General features: G+C 39.7%; 12 protein-coding genes. 9 read left to right on the forward strand and 3 right to left on the reverse strand.

Going from position 1 to position 17,497, the window contains the following annotated elements:
* Positions 1–152 precede the first annotated feature (152 nt).
* Together I6J03_RS10795 and I6J03_RS10800 are read left to right on the forward strand one after the other, a co-directional pair.
* Complete coding sequence (locus I6J03_RS10795) at positions 153–2,237, forward strand: transglycosylase domain-containing protein (protein ID WP_003012026.1); 2,085 nt, start codon at positions 153–155, stop codon at positions 2,235–2,237.
* Position 2,238: 1 nt separating this feature from the next.
* On the forward strand, positions 2,239–2,784 hold the full coding sequence (locus I6J03_RS10800; protein ID WP_003012028.1) for a phosphoribosyltransferase: 546 nt from the start codon (positions 2,239–2,241) through the stop codon (positions 2,782–2,784).
* Here the strand turns inward: I6J03_RS10800 and I6J03_RS10805 are convergent.
* Entirely contained in the window at positions 2,781–3,350 is a 570-nt protein-coding gene (locus I6J03_RS10805; RefSeq protein WP_003012030.1) for a DNA-3-methyladenine glycosylase I, read from the reverse strand. The two genes, I6J03_RS10800 and I6J03_RS10805, sit on opposite strands and share 4 nt — an antisense overlap.
* Before the next feature lie 64 nt (positions 3,351–3,414).
* On the opposite strand from I6J03_RS10805, the gene I6J03_RS10810 reads away from it, so the two are divergent.
* The 7 genes from I6J03_RS10810 (at position 3,415) to I6J03_RS10840 (ending at position 11,082) form a co-directional block, all read left to right on the forward strand.
* Positions 3,415–4,350, forward strand: coding sequence for a DUF4271 domain-containing protein (locus tag I6J03_RS10810; protein WP_003012032.1), 936 nt, complete (start codon positions 3,415–3,417; stop codon positions 4,348–4,350).
* Positions 4,351–5,130, forward strand: a complete 780-nt coding sequence (locus I6J03_RS10815) for a uroporphyrinogen-III synthase (protein ID WP_003012034.1) — start codon at positions 4,351–4,353, stop codon at positions 5,128–5,130.
* Positions 5,131–5,372: 242 nt separating this feature from the next.
* Entirely contained in the window at positions 5,373–6,674 is a 1,302-nt protein-coding gene (locus tag I6J03_RS10820) for a gliding motility-associated lipoprotein (RefSeq protein WP_002999830.1), read from the forward strand.
* A 46-nt stretch (positions 6,675–6,720) separates the two neighbouring features.
* On the forward strand, positions 6,721–7,365 hold the full coding sequence (gene porL, locus I6J03_RS10825; RefSeq protein WP_002999827.1) for a type IX secretion system motor protein PorL/GldL: 645 nt from the start codon (positions 6,721–6,723) through the stop codon (positions 7,363–7,365).
* Between the two features lie 44 nt (positions 7,366–7,409).
* Positions 7,410–8,933 (forward strand): type IX secretion system motor protein PorM/GldM, encoded by a 1,524-nt coding sequence (gene porM, locus I6J03_RS10830; protein ID WP_003012037.1) that lies wholly within the window; start codon positions 7,410–7,412, stop codon positions 8,931–8,933.
* Positions 8,934–9,026: 93 nt separating this feature from the next.
* Entirely contained in the window at positions 9,027–10,049 is a 1,023-nt protein-coding gene (locus tag I6J03_RS10835) for a hypothetical protein (protein ID WP_003012039.1), read from the forward strand.
* A gap of 166 nt (positions 10,050–10,215) precedes the next feature.
* The gene (locus I6J03_RS10840; protein ID WP_003012041.1) at positions 10,216–11,082 is read left to right on the forward strand and encodes a cupin-like domain-containing protein; all 867 of its coding nucleotides are present in this window, start codon (positions 10,216–10,218) and stop codon (positions 11,080–11,082) included.
* A gap of 220 nt (positions 11,083–11,302) precedes the next feature.
* On the opposite strand, the gene I6J03_RS10845 is transcribed toward I6J03_RS10840, so the two are convergent.
* The gene (locus I6J03_RS10845; protein WP_003012043.1) at positions 11,303–14,242 is read right to left on the reverse strand and encodes a PD-(D/E)XK nuclease family protein; all 2,940 of its coding nucleotides are present in this window, start codon (positions 14,240–14,242) and stop codon (positions 11,303–11,305) included.
* 9 nt (positions 14,243–14,251) lie between these two features.
* Positions 14,252–17,479, reverse strand: coding sequence for a UvrD-helicase domain-containing protein (locus I6J03_RS10850; RefSeq protein WP_003012045.1), 3,228 nt, complete (start codon positions 17,477–17,479; stop codon positions 14,252–14,254).
* Positions 17,480–17,497: the final 18 nt, after the last annotated feature.

Consider the following 17,497-nt stretch of genomic DNA (forward strand, 5'->3'; position numbering starts at 1 on the left):
AGATGAATGTTAAACAGAATGATTTGCCGGAGTTCTGAAATGGATTAAAATCAAAGAAACTAGTTTATTTTCCTGCTCAAAGAATGCCTTAATTTGCCTATACTTGTACTGTATAACAGATAAGAAAACAGGCTTTTTTTCGTTCATTTATTATGCTCAAAAAGTTTTTTAATAAAATTACTCCTACACAGAAGCGATGGATCATCGGGATACTATCCGGCATTATATTGTTGCTGGTTGTCGGTGTTTCCTATGGGCTGAGTAAACGGGATGCCATTTTACAAAGGGCAATCGCTTCTGCCAAAGAGAAAATGGATAAAAAATACGGGGTTGATCTCAAAATCCAATATTACGGCTTCAAGGGATTGGCAACAGTTGTTTTCAAAAATGTATATGTTACCCCTAAAGGAAAAGATCAGCTTGCACATATAGATGATTTTGCGGTATCTGTGCGTATATGGCCTTTGCTATTCGGAGATGTGAAGATCGGACAGATCGAAATGAATAAAGCCAACTTTACCCTGATCAAAAAGGATAGTATTAGCAATTATGATTTCCTGTTTAAAAGGAAAAATAAAGACTCTACTGATAACCCTAAAGCAGAAAAGAATCTGGCGGCCTTAGCAGATGGGATTCTGAAACAGGTTTTCTTTAAAATCCCCAGAAATATGGATGTTCAGGATTTTGAAGTGTCTTTCAGAGATGACAGTACTTATCAGCGTTTACGAATACCGCGAGCAGAGATCAGTGGCGGTGATATTGATGCAGCTCTGTTCTTAAATGATAACGATGCACAATGGAATGTGGCAGGATATGTAAACCCTGACCGGCAGGAATTGAATCTCAAACTGTCATCCGAACAGAAGGATACGGAATTCCCTTTTTTAAAGAGCAAATTTGGTGTGCGGCTAAGTTTTGATGAAATCGAATTTGATTTGAATAAAGTAGACCGAAAGGGTAAAGAGATGTTGACCCTGCGCGGAGACTGGCATTTTAAAAATTTAAAGGTACATCACTGGAGATTGTCCGATCAGGATATTAATCTGCCCGAGGCCACTCTGGAGGGAGGGGTAAATATTGGTGCACAGTCTATAGAGTTGATAGATGGGAGTAAAGTCAAAGTCAGGGATTTTGAATTTAGTCCGAAAGCAAAGTATATTCATAAACCTCAGCAGATCGTTGCGCTTGCTGTGCATACCGGTAAATTTGAAGCACAAAAGTTCTTTGATGCTATTCCAAACGGACTTTTCGAATCTGTAGAAGGTATACAGGTTACAGGACAGATCCAGTATGATCTGGACTTCGAGGTCAATCTCAAAAAACCGGATCAGCTTAAGTTTTCTTCCCGAATTGATGATAAAGACCTTAAGATCGTCAAATGGGGAAAAGCGGACATCAATAAACTCAATTCTCCGTTTGTATATACTGCTTATGAAGATGAAAAAGTTATGCGGGAAATCGTGGTGGGTCCTCAAAACCCCAAATTTGCTCCGTACGAAAGTATTTCCAGGTACATGCGTACCACATTACTGAATACGGAAGATCCTTTCTTTTTCAAACATAACGGATTTCAGGAAGAGGCTTTCAAGCTCTCTATTGTTACAAACATAAAAGAAAGAAAATTTAAACGGGGAGCAAGTACCATCTCCATGCAGTTAGTGAAAAATGTTTTTCTGAACAGAAATAAGACTTTGGTCCGTAAACTGGAAGAGATTGTACTCGTCTGGCTCATGGAATCTTCTCATCAGGTGAGCAAAGAACGATTGTATGAGGTCTATCTGAATGTAATCGAATGGGGGAATAATGTGTACGGCATCACAGAAGCTGCAAACTATTATTTTGGTAAAAAACCTTCAGAAATCACACTTGGTGAAAGTTTGTTTTTGTCAAGTATTGTTCCGCGTCCCAAAAAAGGATTGTACGCCTTTGATTATACGGGGCATCTGAAACCGCAGATGTCGCGCTACTTTAATACCTATGGCAATATCATGGTCAAGACAGGGCAACTGTCCAGAGATACTACTGTGGCTAACTACGGATTTTATACCGTCGTACTCCAGCCACACCTCAGACCATCAAGACCTGCCGGAATGCCTGTAGATTCCTTGCAGAATATGAATATGGACGATGAGCAGGAAGAAATGATCAAGGAACTGGAAAACGAAGAGAAGGAAAAAAGAAGCCTCTTTGATAAGATATTGGGAAGAAAAAAAACAGACGAAGAGGAGAATAAATAGTATGAAATACCTTACAGTAGATAATCTGGAATTTGAGATTATGATTGATCATGATCAGATACAAAAACGTATACGTCTGATAGGTATCGATCTGAATATGCGCTTTGAAAATAAGCACCCTGTATTTATAGGGGTGTTAAACGGGTGTTTTATGTTTATGTCAGATCTGATGAAACAGGTTGTCATTCCCTCCGAGCTTTCCTTTGTTAAACTGGCTTCCTACAAAGGTGTGGAGCAGGAAGACATTGCGGAACTGATAGGAGTAGGAATGGATCTCACAGGCAGAGATGTCATTATAGTGGAAGATATTATTGATTCCGGTCACTCGCTGAAGCATACAATGGATGCTTTAGAAAAACTGGGCGTGGCCAGTATTTCAGTTTGCGCATTGTTAATGAAACCGGCCAATCTGCAGGTGCAGTTTGATAACATTATGTATATAGGTTTTGAGATAGAGAAAGAGTTTGTCATTGGATACGGGCTCGATTATAACGGGCAATGCCGTAATCTTCCCGATATTTACCAGCATATTCCTTCGAGATCTTAACGATCTCTGAAGGAACAAGTGACGATATGATCATTTACCATACCTACGGCCTGCATATATGCATAACAGATTGTCGTGCCAAAGAATTTTACCCCTCTTTTCTTTAAATCTTTTGCTATTGCATCTGACTCCGGTGTACTCACAGGTACATCGCTCATAGATTTTACTTCATTGATGATCGGGGCATTGTCTGGCAGGAAGGAATACAGGTAATTGTAAAAACTGCCGAATTCCTGCTGAACTTTCATAAAGATTTTTGCATTCTCGATTGTACTCTTTATTTTCAGTCTGTTGCGGATGATGCCCGCATCCTGCATTAATTCCTCTACATCCTTTTCCGTAAACTCAGCCACTTTCTTATATTCAAAGTTGGCAAATAGACGACGGTAATTCTCCCGTTTTCTCAAGATTGTGATCCAGCTCAAACCTGCCTGTGCAGATTCCAGTACCAAAAACTCAAACAGTGTTTTTTCATCCTTTACCTGTTTACCCCATTCTTTGTCATGGTACTGGCTGTATAGTTCGTCTGTTCCGCACCAGGAACATCTGACAATTGATTTTGGCATATTGATTATGTTTAAGTGGTCTTCTGATTTTTTATTTTAACTTTACATCTCAAAAAAAAGAACTATGTCTGCGAAGCAATTCGTTATTTTATGTTTGATAATCGTAATGGGGCTTTTGTTGCCGCATCGGTCGGTAGCAAATATAAGTATACAAACTGACTCCTTGTATGCAGATACAGTCTCTTCTCTTCAAAAGATGTATCCGCTTATTATGCCGGATCCTGATCGCGGAGTTAGCATTCCCGAAGAGATCAAGGATAAGGTGATTGTTACAAACGGAGACTTTATCAAATGGATGAAGTTTGCGGATACACTAAAGAAGGATCGTCCGGATGCTATCAGATCCGGAGATGCCAGAGAAAATCGTCCGGTATGGATTATTAGTATTATTATGATACTCGTATTTGCTGTGGCTTTGGTACGCTTGTTTTTTCCATTGGATTTCAATGTCATTATTGAAGCGTATTTTAAAGACCGGTTGTTACAACAGGTCAGCAAAGAAGATAATATGGCGACTTCCTGGTCTTATATCTTTCTGTATATCATCTTCAGTTTCACCCTGGGCCTGTTCTTACTGATGTATGATGCTTATATGTCAGGCAATGGCTATTCGTTGACGTTAAATAATTTTCTCAAAATTTCGCTGATTGTAGGAGTGCTGTTTATTCTCAAAATTCTGTTCATAAGATTCATTTCTTTTGTGTTCGAATTGGATAAACTGGTAAGGGAATACATTGCGGTTCTATATTTAGTTTATTTTAACAGCATGTTAATTCTGATGCCGACAGTCTTGGTTTTGAGTTTATTGCCGTCTGCTTATTTTACATTAGTAATATCCTTTTCAATAATTTTAGTTTTTATTTTGTTTATTTACAGGTATTTACGCACTGCTTTTCATCTGTTCGGCAATCTTAGGTTTTCTCTTTTTTATTTAATTTTGTACCTTTGCTGCCTAGAAATCGCACCGATATTGATATTAGTGAGAACGTTGAGCAAATAAATGAACAATATGCAAACTTCTGATGTAGAAAGAGCCAAGAAAGTAAAGAGTATTCTAGTTACTATTCCAAAACCAGATAATGATAAGTCTCCTTATTTTAATTTAGCTGAAAAATATAACTTAAAGTTAGATTTCAGAGGCTTTATTCATGTGGAAGGGGTGCCTGCAAAAGATGTAAGAAAAGACAAAATAAATCTCTCTGAGCATACTGCAGTAATCTTTACCAGTAAAAACGCTGTCGATCATTTTTTCCGTGTTTGTGATGAAATGAGATTCGAAGTTTCGGCGGAGATGAAGTATTTCTGTATTACAGAAGCCATTGCACTTTACCTTCAAAAATACATTCAATATCGTAAACGTAAGATTTTCTTCGGCAAACAGACGGCAAAGGATCTGGAAGATGTGTTGAAAAAGCACAGTAAAGAGAAATTCCTGTTCCCATGCTCGGATGTGGCAAATGAAGAAACACAAAACTGGCTGCAGGTCAACGGATATAATTTTACTCCTGCAGTTTTGTTTCGTACGGTAATCAGCGATCTTTCGGATCTGAAGGATGTATTTTACGATATCATTGTTTTCTTCAGTCCTTCCAGTGTGCAGTCTCTGTATGAAAACTTTCCGGACTTTAAGCAGAACAACACCCGTATTGCTGCTTTCGGAGCCACTACACAACAAGCGTTGCTGGATCACGGATTGATTCTGGATATTCCGGCACCTACTCCTGTTGCTCCGAGTATGACAATGGCTGTTGAGCAATACATCAAGCTGGTAAATAAATAGAATAAAAAAAATCTTAATAGGAAAGGGTGTCTATTGACACCTTTTTTTGTTTTCGGAGAAGTACAGAAAGCCGAATTCTATGTTAATTATGTAGGGCTATACTGACAATAAAAAAAAAATTAAAGAGGAAAACGCTGAATATTGATTAAACGTTGTATTTTTACACATTGACCGTCGATAAAATGTTGTTATTGAGGGTCCTGAATTTTGATCTGCTTATTTGTTCAATTGCATAATTAACAATGAATTATAATTTATTTAAAGTTCTTACTCTTGCTGTTATGGGCTCCCTGCTTATCAGTAGCTGCAAAGGTCCCGGTAATAACGGAGAGTTACTGGGGGTGAGATTAGATAAACTGAAAGCCAATAAAACACCTTATGGAATGGTACTTATTCCCGGAGGTACGTTTATTATGGGACAGTCCGATGAAGATATTACCTTTTCACAGGTATCTCAAAACAGACAGGTGACTATTGCACCTTTCTATATGGATGATACAGAGATATCCAATAGTGAGTACCGCCAATTTGTGAACTGGGTACGTGATTCCATTCTTATCACCAATTTTCTTGGTGATGATTCCTATTTTATTCAGAATCAGGGTACAACTCCTACTTCCGGAGAACGCCATATTGACTGGAATAAAGTCCAGAGTAAATCTCCATGGAAAACAAAGGATCAGACGCAACGTGAGCGTGTGAACAGCATGTATTATCAGGGTGAGGACCGTATCTTCGGAAAAAATGAAATCGACGTAAGATTGCTTAAATACCATTATGAATGGTATGATCTCCGCAGAGCAATCGCAGCGAAGAATGATCCTTCCCGCAGCAGATCAGAATTTATAATGAGAGATACTATCCTCGTATATCCGGATACAACAGTTTGGGTAAGCGATTTTAGTTATGCACAAAATGAGCCTATGGTGGAAGGATATTTTTCTCACCCTTCGTTTGATGAATACCCGGTAGTAGGTGTAACCTGGAAACAGGCGCAGGCATTCAATACCTGGAGAACCCGTCTGTTTAATAATGCTGCGGCTAAAAACAGAGAAGTAGAACGCATGCCATATCAGCTTCCTTCCGAAGCAGAATGGGAATATGCCGCAAGAGCCGGGAAAAACGGTATGCAATATCCATGGGGAGGACCTTCGGCCAGAAATGCAAGAGGTTGTCTGATGGCCAATTTCAAACCGGGAAGAGGTAACTATATTGATGATGGCGCAGCTTATACTGCTCCGGTATATTCCTACTGGCCAAATGATTTCGGATTATATAATATGGCAGGTAACGTGGCCGAATGGACACAATCAAGCTATGATGAATCCGCATATTCTTTCGTTCATGATATGAACCCAACTTATGCTCACAGCGCTAAGGCGAGTGATCAGAATGCAATGAAACGTAAAGTCGTACGTGGCGGATCATGGAAAGATATCGGTTATTTCCTGCAAAACTCTACCCGTCAGTATGAATATCAGGACACCGCAAAATCCTATATCGGATTCAGATCTGTGACGCGATATACAGGGGTGACCAAATAATAGTGAACTACTAATTTTAAGAAAGACATAAATTATTTTTAAGAAAATGGCAACAAAACGTAAGTTTAAATTTGGTATTAACACCTTGATCAACTGGGGTGCTACTGTCGTAATCATTGGATTGATGTTTAAAATTCTCCATTTTAAAGGTGGTGAGTGGATGATAGGTATTGGATTGGCTGTTGAAGCACTTTTGTTCTTCATAATGGGTTTTTTGGCAAGCGAATCAGAAGTAGACTGGACAAGGGTATATCCTGAGTTGGACGAAGATTATAACGGAGAGTTGCCAAAGGCGGGTGCACGCCCGGCTATCGCAGCAGCTCCTGCGGCAACAGGCAATACTGCAGCATTAGACAAATTATTGCAGGATGCTAAAATAGATGAAAACCTTATTGGTAATTTAGGAGACGGACTACGCACATTCAGCGACAAGGTAGCTTCGATCTCTAAGGTAGCAGATACCGCTACTGCAACGAATCTGTTTGCAGATAAACTGAATGCCGCATCAGCAGGTGCTGCAAATCTGAGCTCAGCATTTGACCGTGCCGCTGCGGATTTGAAAACATTTAATGAATCTTCTACTGATATGCAACAATTCAAAGAGCAGGTGAGTACATTCAACAAAAACTTAGCTTCTCTAAATGCGATCTATGGAAATATGCTTTCGGCTATGAATCCAAACAAATCATAAGTAATCTTTTAATAATCGAAGTTTATTAATTAAAAAATTACATTATGGCAGGTCATAGAGAAACACCCAGACAGAAGATGATTGGGATCCTATATTTGGTTCTACTAGGATTAGTAGCCCTGAATGTAAGTGATTCCATTTTAGATGCGTTCAAAAACTTAGCAAACAGCTTAAGTACATCAACCCAGAATACGCAGGCTGGGATTGATAATATGTTTTTGTCTTTTCGGGAGACAAAAATGAAAGAAAACCCGGAGCGTGCCAGACCTATTTTAGAAAAAGCAGAGAAGGCACAACAGTTAACAGCAAAATTGACAGCTTATGTTGATGAGCTGAAGACGCTTTTGGCACAGGAAGGTGGAGGAGAAGATAGTGAAACGGGAGATCTGATCAAAAGGAATAATACAGATATCGCTTACCGCCTGATGATCACTGAAAAACGTGGAAAGCAATTGCGGGATATGATCAATTCAACAAAAGATGAATTAGAGAAATTGACCAATAAGGAAGTAAGTTTCAGTTTGTTTGCTCAGGATCCGGTGCCACGTGCAGGAATCAAAAAGACCTGGGAAGATTCTAACTTTGGTGATGGTATTCCACTGACTGCAGCGATCACCGCATTAGAAAAAATCAAAGCTGATGCTAAGAATACAGAATCAGCTGTTGTAAAACATATTTTCGGTAAAATGGATCAGGCAGTTGTCAATCTGGACAGATTCTCTGCTGTTGCAGTTGCTCCTACTTCATATCTGATACAGGGACAACCTTATACCGCTAAAGTATTTTTGACTGCTTATGATTCCAAATCCAATCCAAGTATTTCAGTAAACGGTGGTGCACTGAATGTAAAAGATGGTCAGGGACTTTATTCGGTCAATACCTCTTCCGTAGGCGAGTTTAAATGGCAGGGTAAAATCCTTGTAAAACAGACCGACGGAACAATGAAGGAATATCTGACAGAGCCGATGACTTATCAGGTAGCCAAACCATCTGCAGTAGTATCTCCGGATGCTATGAACGTATTGTACATTGGAGTTTCAAATCCAATTTCAGTATCTGCTCCCGGTATTCCGATGAGTAGTATTCAGGTGGCAGGAAACGGAGTAACGATCTCCGGATCCGGCGGTAAATACTCTGCTAAAGTGACTACACCGGGAAAAGCAACGGTAAGTGTCTCTGCTAAGATTGACGGTAAAGTACAGCAACTGGGAACGACTGAGTTTCGTGTAAAACGCATACCAAAACCTGCGGCAAGAGTGGCAGGAAAAACGGGTGGGGCTATTTCGGCAGCACAACTTAGAGGTCAGAATGTAGTTTCAGCAGCATTGGATAATTTTGAGTTTGACGCTAAGTTCAGTATAACTAAATTCAATATGTATATCCTGAAACCAAGGGTAGATCCTATAGGTCCTTATCAATCTTCTGGTTCGAGCTTCTCGGCACAGATGAAAACAGGACTGGGGGCGATTACTCCTGGTACGTTAGTTGCGATTTACAATATTGTCGGTGTTGGTCCTGACGGAGTAGCACAAAACCTGGATCCTATTTCATTCCAGGTTACAAATTAATACAGGGTTAGGAAGCCATTACGATTTTTCAAAATCCACATGAGGATCGGAAATCGGATAGCGAAATAGCCGTTTAAAAAAAATTATATACGGATGAAAAAGTTAGGTGTTTTATTGCTGTTGGCTTCTGCTTATACCCCATTTGTGTTTGCACAACAGGAGAACCTCTCGAATAGTACAAAGCCTATTCAGGTGGAGGAACCTCCTGTGGACGGATATGCTGTAAAATCCGATATTGCAGAAAGAAAAGTAATCCCATATGCAAATGTCAGACAGACTGATATTGCATATAGTAAACGGGTATGGAGAGAAATAGATTTGCGCGAGAAGATGAATAAAGCATTTGCATCGCCTAAATCCAGATTGATTGATATTATCGTCGATGCTGTGATGAAAGGCGAGTTAACGGCATATGATCCTACTCCTACGGAAAATGATCCAAACGGTGACAGCTTCAAGAATGTACTTCCTGTGGATCAGGTAATGTCCCGTTTTGGAGGAGACAGTACTTTGGTAGAAGAGTATAATGAGAATAATGAGGTTGTCAAATCCCATTACGAAGCAAGGAAATTCAGTGGTGAGAATGTTGTCAAATTCAGAATAAAGGAAGACTGGATCTTTGATAAACAACGTTCTGTATTTGAGCCTCGTATTGTTGGTATTGCGCCATTGATCACTCCGAATATAGAAGGTCTGGCGACTACACCTGTTCTTCCGGGTAACTCTACTGCAGCAACAGGCGGTAATCCTTTTGACCCGTTTGCAGTACAGCCTGAAACACCATCCGCAGAAACACCTGCATCAGCAGCATTGCCAGTACAGGAGAATACCTTTACACCCCAGGTAGATGCTACTCCTGCTTTTTGGATCTATTTCCCGGAAGCAAGACATGTATTTGTAAACAAAGAAGTAGTAAACAGACATAATGATGCCACAGGGCTTAGTTATGATGATGTATTTATCAAGAGAATGTTCTCCAGCTATATTGTAAAGCAATCTAATCCGGAAGATCTGAGGATTAAAGATTACATGGCGGACGGTGTAGACAGATTGTATGAGTCTGAGCGAATTAAGAAAACATTAATGGACTACGAGCAGGATCTGTGGTCATATTAAGATAAAAATGTGACCTCTGTCACCCTTATTTAGAAATATTCTTATTAACTTGTCTCCTCAGTTAGTGGTCTTAATAAAAGGAAATATTATATCACTAGGCAGAGCACTTAATAGGAATATTTTTTTTTAAGTTTGTATTTAGAAGATAAATTATACAGTCAATCTTGTGAAATTAAAACCAGTCAATAGTATCTCAGGAATAGCTCCAAGTGATTTTATCAGAGATTACTTGAAAAAGGGTCAACCTGTCATTATAAAGGACTTTATAAGTCCTGAAAGTACATGTTGGAAGAAATGGAGCTATGACTATTTCAAGGAAATAGCCGGAGACGAAATGATTTCTGTATATGGGAAGGAAGAAGAGTCACGGGATCGTGCGGCAAGCGCACCTGTAGGTAAAATGACTTTTGCGGAGTATTTAAACCTGATTACTAAAGAACCCACAGAACTACGTTTATTCCTGTTTGATTTGTTAAAACTCAGACCGGAGTTAAAAAAAGATGTTATCTATAATGATGTAACCGGAGGTAAGGTATTGCAATGGCTTCCTTACATGTTCTTCGGAGGCGAAGGTTCTTCTACCCGTAATCACTTTGATATAGATATGTCACATGTATTTATATCCCAGTTTCAGGGTGTGAAAAAAATATGGTTGTTTCCGAATAACCAGTCAGACCTGATGTATAAGCTGCCTTATAACTTCCATAGTATTGCAAATCCGAAATTCAGCAGTCTGGAAGAGTATCCGGCACTTAGATTATTAAACGGTTATGAAGCCGAAATCCATCCCGGAGATACATTATATATGCCGGCAGGTTGGTGGCACTATATTCAGTATGCTACTGAAGGATATTCTATTTCAGTAAGAGCATTACCTTCATCATTCAGTGAGAAACTTAAAGGTGCCAGAAATCTGTTTATTACGCGTTATTTTGATGATACAATGCGTAAAATATTTAAAGATAAATGGTTTGATTATAAGATTCAAACAGCCAAAGTTCGTGCAAACCGTGCGATGAAAAGATACAAGTAAGAAGTATTCGGATGCTTCTTATCGTAAAAGGCTTAATCATGTTCTGCATATGATTAAGCCTTTTTATATTATACCCTTTCCATAGCCTACTGTTTACTTATGCAATTTCCTGCTGGCGGGGATGGCATGAAGCGCTCGGGTTGTCAAAAAGTTATACTATTCCGTCAGTTGCTGTCTTCACCTACTGTTATACAATGACACAGTTAAATTAACCCGTATTTTATGTCGTCATTAATGACTTATATGGGGAGAATATGTAATTTTCACTGTGCTGGCTCACTCTGAATGGTACTTGTGGATCAAACAATTCCTGAAGCTTACTGGCCAGCAATTCAACAAACCGTTCTTTTTCTTCAGCCAGAAAATCTCCGGAGAGATCCTGGTCTGCTTTTTTCACTTTATTCTTGTCGTCTGTAAATTCTACTTTAGTCTGAAATAACGTTCCACCGTTTTTCATTTTCCTGACCACATAAAGATTAGGTTCGACATTTCTGATGTTTTTCGCTTTTTCAAATACATACGTATAGAATAATGTCTGTACTAAAGCCTTATTGAGCTTTTTGCCATCAGTATTGAATGCCTCTTCCAGACTTTTATAATCCAGTTCGTCACTTCCGGTTTTATAATCTACTATACGTGTTACACCGTCCTGACCGATATCGACACGATCGATAATTCCCTTCATATGAATGATCTGTTTCCGGCCATAGCTATCATTAAATTCAAACGGAACAATCATCTCTTCTTCCATCTGTAGAATCGTGAAGGGAGCAGAGCGCTCATCATGATCCAGAATAATATGGATATACTCTTTAACAATAGCCATTATGACGCGTTGTATACCTGTAAAATGTATTTTTTTGGTATTTTCAGGATAAAATTCTTTGATAAAATTATGCTCAATCAGTTTAGTGAGATCTTTTCGTTTTTGTGCAATACGTTCCGGACTGATGAAATTACTTTCGGCTTTCAGCTGGTTATAAAAATCTTCCATTGCCCCATGTAATATTGTTCCGAGATTATTGGCTTCTACGACTTCGTTGACTTCTTCGGGTTCACTGATTTCTGCAACATACTTGTAAAAGAAGTCAATAGGGTTGGCAATATAAGTAGTAAGTGCAGAAGCAGATAATGTCCGGTTTCCGGATAAGTATAATCCTAATTTATCCATTATTACTGTTGTCTTTGGTATTACCAGTTCCTGCTGATCTTCTACTTTGATTTGCAGATGTTGATCCTGATAACGGAATTCAAAATTGCTTTCAAACTCTAACTGTTTCAAAAATCTGCTGGGTTCTCCGGTATTACTTTCGTCTGTCAGACTGTTGTATACAAAGCTTAATTTTTGTGCACGTTGTACCAGCCTGTAAAAGATATAGGCCGATATAGCATCCTGATTTTCGAGTACCGGCAAACCATACGCCCGCCTTAAACTATCCGGTATGAAGCTGTTTCCGACACTATTCTGCGGAATGATACCATCATTAAGACCTAAGATCACCACATGATCAAAATTAAGGTTACGTGTTTCCAGAAGCCCCATCACCTGCAGGCCACTCAGAGGGTCACCACTTAGCGGTACGGATATGGCTTCCAATGCTTTTCGGATCAGTGCTGCCGCAAATCTGGGTGCAAAGTTGTTGCCAGAGGTCTGTATGTGTTGCGCCAGAGTGTCGTGCATTCTGTTTAACTCCTGGATCGTTTTAACAAATAGTTCTGCATCCAGTTGCCGTAAATTTTGTTGTTCTAAATGCCGTTTTGCAAGATATTCCAACAAAGATTTTAGTTCCTTGGTCAGACTTAATGCATCTCTCACTTTTTGGAAAAAGAATTGAAATATGCCTTTTTGCTGAACTAACCGTTCTAATGGAATGACCACCAATTGCTCTTTTACAAAGGCAGCCAGTACCTGTGTGCGTTTTTTCTCATCGACAGCAATAAGCGGATGTGTCAAAAACTTTTCTACAGTTTTATAAGGAACATTCAGTTCTTCAGCAGAGCGGGGACTCATCATGTCTACCTGATGAGACAACCACAAATCCGCCAATCCAAATAAGGAGGAAGATGTGTAACCCAGTCCCATAGTCACATTCAGATTGACCTGTATACTTTGTTCATCCGAAGGGATAGTCTGTAGGGTAGGTAATAATAAACTCTCATCAGCCAATACAATCACAGTCTGACCATAAGATGGATCTTGTTTTAGTTGCTCATAATCTTCAGACAAAACCTGATTGAGAATTTTAGCCTGTGTCGTCTGCCCCTGTACTTTATATACAGTAGTCGGTGTCGTCAGCTCATCGATCAAACTGCATTGATTGTTCAACTCATTTTTTAAGCCGTACAGATCGATGTTCTTTCTTAAAAATAATCCTGCTTCATGGAGCGGATCGTTTAGGTAGTAGCTGTCGGTATCAAAATAGAAGAGTGTTTTTCCCTGATCCTGCCACCTTTTGAAAACAATAGCTTCTGTTTGGCTTAAGGCATTAAATCCGACCAAAATAATCCTGCCCTTGTCAAAGTTGTTGACAAATTGTGGATTGGAGCAGGTCTGGTGAGCAAGTTGCCGGTAGATCTGCCCCATAGTGGTCAGACCTTTCGCTGTTAGTGCATCATGAAATAACCGGTATAAAAGAGGCATTCTGCGCCACATGCGAATGAAATTCTCCTGTTGTCTTTTGTGTTTCCCTTCTGTATAAGATGTCCAGAATCTGGACAGAAACTGATGCTGCTCTTCAGTGAGGAAGTCAAATTGTTGATTAATAACAGCGATATCTTCCAGCTCCTTAAACAAACGGTCAGCCTCCACATTGTCCATGTCAATCTGTCCAAAATCACTAAGAATCGTTTTGGCAACCGGAAAGAACTTGTCCATCTCTATCTGTTTGCCTGATTCTTTGATTAGCAATTCATTATACAGATTGAAAAGCGTGAAGAACTGGGTGTAGAAATCAGCAACGTTCAGATGGGTGGATTGTGCAAAGAATTCCTGTATAGTGAATACGGAAGGGCTCCAGAAAGGCTTTTGATATATTTCTGATAAATATTGATTGAGATAGGTTGCCGGTCTTTTGTTATTAAAAATAATAGCACAATCCTGAAGGTGATCTCCAAATTTGGCTACTAAATCTTCCGCTACTTCTTTTAAAAATGGTTTCATACTGCGCAATTAAATAACAGGTTTAAGTGTATTGGTGGTGGCATAGAATAAATATCCTTCCACATCTTTATAGCCTATTTTACCTAGAAGATCCATATAGATACGGACCTGATCCAAATGTTCCGGATGCTCCTGAAATGTAAATTTATAATCGATGACGGCTACAAAATTATCCTGAATCAGTATTTTGTCAGGACGATAGACATGCCCGTCAGCACTCACAATAGATCTTTCCGAAAAATGCTGCTCTGCTTTACTCAATAACTCATTTAGCTGTTCATGTTGTAATACACGTGTTGCTTCCTGTTGGAACAGGATTTTTTCTTCCTCCATAATTGTTCCTTCCAGCAGGAGGCTGTCCAGATAGGATGGAAGCTCGGCCAAAGACTTTATATCAGCGAGTATGGTATGAAGTATACTTCCTTGTCTTCCGGCCTGTCCAATATGAAGAACGTGAGCTGCATTTTTTTCCTCATGAGGAATATAGATATCCGATAATCTGTCAGAAGTAGGGTAGGCATGCAAGCCGATCGTTTGCGGAGAATCCTGTTTTCTATCTGTACGGACAGGTTTTTCAACATTATACACGTCTTCAGATTCAAAATGCTCTGCTAAAACAAGCTGGAAAAGATCGCCGGTATTGCTTAGCTTTTTCAAATCTTTCTTTTCCTTGATGCCGATATACAGATAATCTTTTGCACGTGTGGTCGCCACATAGATCATGTTAAGTGCATCGATGTGGCTGTACAGGTTCTCTTCAAAGTAATAGTTTGCTACACTGGACTTTGCTAATTCATCCTTGTACTTCAGTGGTATACTTTTCAGTGCCTCATAGGACGTGTTAACTGCGGGAACCCAGAATATTCCATTTGTCTTTCCACCCAGATCCAGGTTACAGAATGGAATAAATACGGCACGGAAAGCGAGCCCTTTGGACTTGTGGATAGTCATGACCTGTACAGCATTTGCCGCATCAGGAGATGGCAATGTTTTTCGTACACCATCTTCTTCCCACCAATTCAGAAAACTTAATACCCCTTTTTCTCCCTGTTTTGTTGCATTTGCGGTAATATCCCGAAATGAAAGGAGGTAGGCCAGGTATTCCGGTTTCTGGTCCAGACCATATGCATGGATGATACGTTCCACCAGTTCCGGCAGAGGCAGTTGCATCCAGTTATTAGCTTCTTCGCATAAGCGTGGGGGAAGTATCCCTGAAAGCTGTGATAAGCTCTTTCCTTTGATGGTCAGGAATATATCAGGGTCAATTGCAATGTCCCGGATCTTATGATAAAGCGAAATACAATTGGCCTTATACAAAGATGTATTTTCATCATATCCTACCAGAATATACAGGGTGTTGATGATCAGTTTTATAGCTGTGCTGTTTGCTATCATCAGCGCATCTCCTGATACAACGGGAATACCTGCAGCCATCAGCTCGTTGACAACGGACTCTGCCTCTCCATTGGTTCTCACCAGTACACACATCTCACTGTAGGTATAATGGAAATCCTGCTGTATACGTCGGATCTCTTCAATGGTATCCTTCAGTGCATATTCTCTGAATACGGAATCACTGAACATGCGTTCTTCTTCTTCCTGTTTACTGAATTTGCTGATTTTGATAATTCCTCCTTCGGGAGTTCTGGGAGTTGTATTCTGCCTTACATTTTCAAATATTGAATTGATAATATCGTGATATCCTTTGGCGACCCACCAGTCCAGAAGTTCGGTCTTTTCGGTTTCTGCAACTAATAAATTGAGTTTATCCTGCAGAAGACGGGGAAAGGAAGCGTACAGGAAGTTATTAAATTCAATAATAGCCGTGCTGCTTCTATGGTTATCCTCCAGATTGTCATCTACAATATGATGACTTCCCAAATCTGCTTTGGCTCCGCTTTCGAGTATGCTCCAGTCGCCATTGCGCCAGCGATAAATAGACTGCTTTGTATCGCCCACGATAAGATGATCTGTAAATTCTTCGCTGGGTGCAGAGATTGCATTCTGCACTAAGGATCTGAAACTCTTCCATTGTGAAACGGAAGTGTCCTGAAACTCATCAAACAGAAAATTGCGGTAGCGATTGCCTATTTTTTCCCATATAAAAGAAGGATTATCTCCGGCATCTTCCGTGATTCCGGTTAATAAATGCTGCGCATCGCTGATTAACAAGTTGCCACTTTCCTCCCGATATGCCCGCAGTAAGAGCGCAAGTTCCTGCATGAGACGGAGGTAGTACACATTGTTCTGGAATTGAGTGGCCAGAATATAGGATCCTTCTTCATGTTGAAAATAAGTGCACAGATCTTTTAATAACGGATTGATGGAATAGAAAGGACTGTTGTCAGTATTTTTCTGGAACCATTCTTCCGGTGTGTCAATCAGTTTATGAAGGGAGGAAATCTGACCAAAGTCTTTTTCTGTGATCCTTGTCAATTTCAACAGGGGATTGCGGGATTTACCTTTGAGGTCATCCGTTGAGAGATTACTGTCCCGGAATGCCTGCAAAACCGACTGCGCTTTTGAAACCAATGCCTCTTCGACAGACCTGATCTGCTGTTTGGTTAATTGTACATATTTCGAAAATTCCTTTTCTATATTTGAATAGCCAATTTCATTAAGCCCTGTCTCAAAATCAGCAAAGCGTTCTTTGAATATCTCGCGCGTAAGGCTCAGCAGTTCTCCCTTATAATTCCAGCTTTTGTCATTATCAATACGTTCTTTTGCAAGATCGACAATCCATTCTACCAGCTCCGGTTTATCATCTAATTCCAGATCCAGCCTGTTGACCAATTGATCCTGTACTTTGTCCAGATTCATTTCAAGACTATAAGCGGCATCAAGTCCCAGCTCAAATGCAAATCCACGAATTACCTTTTGCACGAAACCATCAATAGTGCTGACGGAAAAATGGCTATAGTCATGCAGGATACGTCGGTATATTTTCTGTGCCCGATCCTGTAATTCTATATTGGAATACTGCGGATAGGCTTTTAAAAGCAGCTGTCTGTAGTTGTCAGTTCCGGGAGATGGGTCATTGTTTGCCAGTCCTTTTAATACATCCAGAATCCGGGTTTTCATCTCCTCCGTTGCTTTGTTCGTAAAGGTTACAGCTAATATTTCGCGATATTTATATTCGTGATGAAATAACAGCGTCAGATAGTGCACTGCAAGGCTGAATGTTTTACCTGATCCTGCTGAAGCTTTAAGTATTTTTAGAGGTAAGATCCCTGACATAAATAAAATGCATATGTT

It is taken from the genome of Sphingobacterium spiritivorum (assembly GCF_016724845.1).
Lineage (GTDB): Bacteria > Bacteroidota > Bacteroidia > Sphingobacteriales > Sphingobacteriaceae > Sphingobacterium > Sphingobacterium spiritivorum_A.